The organism is Ideonella sp. P3_A4 (assembly GCF_056403075.1).
The window spans coordinates 1-3,670 of record NZ_JBFUGE010000590.1 but is presented as its reverse complement, the minus strand read 5'-3'; the positions used below and the strand labels follow the sequence as shown (position 1 = coordinate 3,670).

Annotated in this window: 3 protein-coding genes; all 3 read left to right on the top strand. The window is 68.3% G+C overall.

The features are described from left to right. Positions 1-39: 39 nt before the first annotated feature. Complete coding sequence (gene fnr, locus AC1DYI_RS29460; protein ID WP_477207673.1) at positions 40-750, top strand: fumarate/nitrate reduction transcriptional regulator Fnr; 711 nt, start codon at positions 40-42, stop codon at positions 748-750. A gap of 136 nt (positions 751-886) precedes the next feature. Continuing rightward, the gene (locus AC1DYI_RS29455) at positions 887-1,615 is read left to right on the top strand and encodes a winged helix-turn-helix domain-containing protein (protein WP_477207672.1); all 729 of its coding nucleotides are present in this window, start codon (positions 887-889) and stop codon (positions 1,613-1,615) included. A 25-nt stretch (positions 1,616-1,640) separates the two neighbouring features. After that, the coding region (locus AC1DYI_RS29450) for a PAS domain S-box protein (RefSeq protein WP_477207671.1) at positions 1,641-3,670 on the top strand (2,030 nt) is incomplete at its 3' end.

Sequence of the window (3,670 nt, the reverse complement as noted above, 5' to 3'; positions counted from 1 at the left end):
CCAGAATGCGGTTCGGCGCCCCCCGAAGCACCGGTCAGCTTGCAAGAATTGAAGATTGCCTGCTCCAACTGCAACCTGCGGGAGCTGTGCCTGCCGCTGGGGCTGCACAGCCGCGACGTGCAACGCCTGGACACGCTGGTGGCCAGCCGCCGCCGCATCCGCCGTGGCGGCGCGCTGTTCCACGCCGGTGACCCGTTCGTCGGGCTCTACGCCGTGCGCACCGGCTTCTTCAAGACCTGTGTGGCGACCGAAGACGGCGCGAGCCAGGTGACCGGGTTCCAGATGGCCGGTGAGCTGCTCGGCCTGGACGCGATCAGCCACGACCACCACACCTGCGACGCCATCGCGCTCGAAGACTCGCAAGTCTGCGTGATCCCGTACAGCCAGCTCGAAGAACTCTCGCGCGAGTTCGTGGAGCTGCAGCACTCGTTCCACAAGATCATGAGCCGCGAGATCGTGCGCGACCATGGCGTGATGCTGCTGCTTGGCAGCATGCGTGCCGAAGAACGCTTGGCCACCTTCATCTTGAACCTCGCGCGCAGGTTGCAAGCGCGTGGCTTCTCGCCGTCGGCGCTGGTCTTGCGCATGACGCGCGAAGAGATCGGCAGCTACCTCGGGCTGAAGCTCGAAACAGTGAGCCGGACGTTCTCCAAGTTCCACGACGACGGACTTCTTGAAGTTCACCAACGCGAGATACGGGTGCTGGATGAAGCCGGCTTGCGCAAGCTGGTGGCGCGGAACCAGGCTTGAGGATTTGGCTGCGGCTCGGCGTCGTGAGACGGCCGCCGCGAGACAGGAACGCGGACACTGTCGCTCGTAGCGGCAAAGCTGCTAACCTCGCCCTCGACCGCCGCCAAGCAGGCGGGCCATCGAGGCTTTTTCGACTGTGACCGCCCCCACCCATCTAGCCGTCCTCGACGACGAAGTCGACATCACCACGCTGCTGGCCAATTACCTGAAGAGCCACGGCTTTCGGGTCAGCCAGTTGCACAGCGGCCGGGCGTTGATGGAGCTGATGGCCGCTGACCCGCCGGCACTCGTCCTGCTCGACCTGGGGCTGCCCGGCGAAGACGGCTTCTCGATCGCCCGCCAGCTGCGTGAACACTGGCGCTGCGGCCTGGTCATCGTGACCGGCCGGGGTGACGCGGTCGACAAGGTCGTCGGGCTGGAGGTCGGCGCCGACGACTACGTGACCAAGCCCTTCGACCTGCGCGAGCTGCTGGCTCGCATCAAGGCCGTGCTGCGGCGCCTGACACCGAGCGAGCCGCCWGCTCAGGCTCCTGCTGCCAGCCCGCGCAACAAGCTGTGCTTCGCCGGCTGGGCCCTCGATACCGCGGCACGCCAGCTGATCGGGCCTGGCGGGCAAGATGTGCCGCTGACCACCGGCGAGTTCGACCTGCTGTGCGCGTTTGCGCAGCACCCGGGCCGCGTGCTGTCGCGCGACTTCCTGCTCGAACAGACGCGCGGCCGCGAGGCCGCCCCGTTCGACCGCACGATCGACGTCCAGGTCGGCCGCCTGCGCAAGAAGCTCGAGGTCGATGCCGAAGACCCGCAGATCATCAAGTCGGTTCGCGGCGCCGGCTACATCCTCGTCCCACCGGTGACCACGGCCTGACGCCGCACGGACAAGGAGCCGCGCGATGAGTACCCCGGCGATTCCCGCCGCCCTGCCCTCCGGCATCGACGACCACAGCGTCTTCCGCTCGTTGTTCGTTGCCTACCCCGACGCACTGCTGGTGGCCGATGCTGCGGGCCAGATCGTGCTGGCCAACCCGGCCGCGGCCGCACTGCTCGGCTACACCGTCGACGAGCTGATCGGCGCCGGCATCGACATGCTGGTGCCCGACAGCATCCGCCCGCGCCATGCGGCCTATCGCGAGGCTTACGGCCGTGCGCCCCGCACGCGCCCGATGGGCACGCAGATGGAGCTGGTCGCACGGCGCTGCGATGGCAGCGAGGTGATGGTCGAGATCGCGCTSAGCCCGCTGCAGGACCACGGCCTGCCGCTCGTCGTAGCGGCCATACGAGACATCGGCGCCTACCCGCGCGTCCGGCAGGCTTTGCAGCGGGCGCGCTACAGCGAGCACCTGGCACAACTGGGCCGGCTGGCGGTGGATGCCCGCGACGCGCAAGGGCTGCTCGAACAGGTCCCGGCCATTGCCGCCCAGGCGCTGCAGGTCGAAGTGGCGGCCGTGCGTCTGCTCGAACCCAGCCGGCTCGAGTTCCGCGTCGCGGCAGGTGTCGGGCTGTTACCGGGCGAAGAAGTGGGCTCACGGATGCCTAACCGGCCGGACACGGCACCGGGCTTCGTCTACGCAGAGGGCCGACCCGTGATCGTGGCTGACTATGGCGCCGAACAGCGCTTTCAGGTTCCACAGGCCCGCATCGATGCCGGGTTGACCAGCGCCCTGACGGTGCCGCTGTCGGACCGCGGCCGCATCACCGGTGTGCTGACCGTTCATTCGCGCGACGCCAAGCGCTTCGGCGACGACGAGGTGCGGTTCATGGAGTCGTTGGCCAACCTGCTGGTCAGCAGCCAGCAGCGGGCGCAGTCGGAAGAGGCGCTGAACCACGCCCAGCGGATGGAAAGCGTCGGCCAGCTGACTGGCGGCATCGCCCACGACTTCAACAACCTGCTGACGGTGATCCAGGGCAACCTGCAGGTGCTGGAAGAGCTGCCCGCGCTGGCCGACGACGCGTACGGTCAGCAACTGGTTGCTGCGGCTGCACGTGCCAGTCGGCGCGGTGCGGAGCTGACCAGCAAGCTGCTGGCGTTTTCGCGCCGGCAGGTGCTGCAGCCGAACACGGTCGATGTCAGCCAGCTGCTGCATTCGCTGGCCGACATGCTGCGCCGCACGCTCGACCAGCGCATCCGCATCGAGGTCGACACCCCGCCTGATTGCCCGCCTGTTCTCGCCGACCCGGGCCAGCTCGAATCGGCCCTGCTCAACATCGCGATCAACGCGCGCGATGCCATGCCAGAGGGCGGCACCCTGCGCTTTGCCGCGACGCCGCGTGCCCAGCTGCCAGCCATGCAGCGCAGTGAACTGGACGACCCGTCGATACCGGACGAGCACTTCGTGGCGATCTCGATCGCCGACACTGGCGCCGGCATGCCCGACGAAGTGAAAGAGCGCGCCTTCGAGCCCTTCTTCACGACCAAGGAGCTCGGGCGCGGCACCGGCCTGGGCCTGAGCACCGTCTATGGCTTCGTCAAGCAGTCCAAGGGGGCGATCGAGATCCGCAGCGCGCCCGGCAAGGGCACGACGCTGACGCTCTACATCCCGCGGCCCGGCTCGCCGACCGAACACCAGGGCGACGACACGGCCACCGGCGAGGCCGTGCCACCCGGCCTGAAGGTGCTGCTGGTGGAAGACGACGCCGAGGTACGCGCCGTGGTGCGGACTTTCCTCGACACGCTGGGCTGCGTGGTCACAGCCTGCGCGAGCGCCGAGCAGGCGCTGGAGACCTTGACGCCCGACGCGGATTTCGACCTGCTGCTGACCGACATCGCGCTCGGTGCCGGCATGCGCGGCACGGCGCTGGCCCAACAGGCGCAACAGCGCTTCCCTCGCATGGCGATCCTGCTGATGTCGGGTTTCTCATCCGAATTGCTGGACGCCGACCGCGACGCCCCGCCGAGCTGGGAGCTGCTGCCCAAGCCCTACAC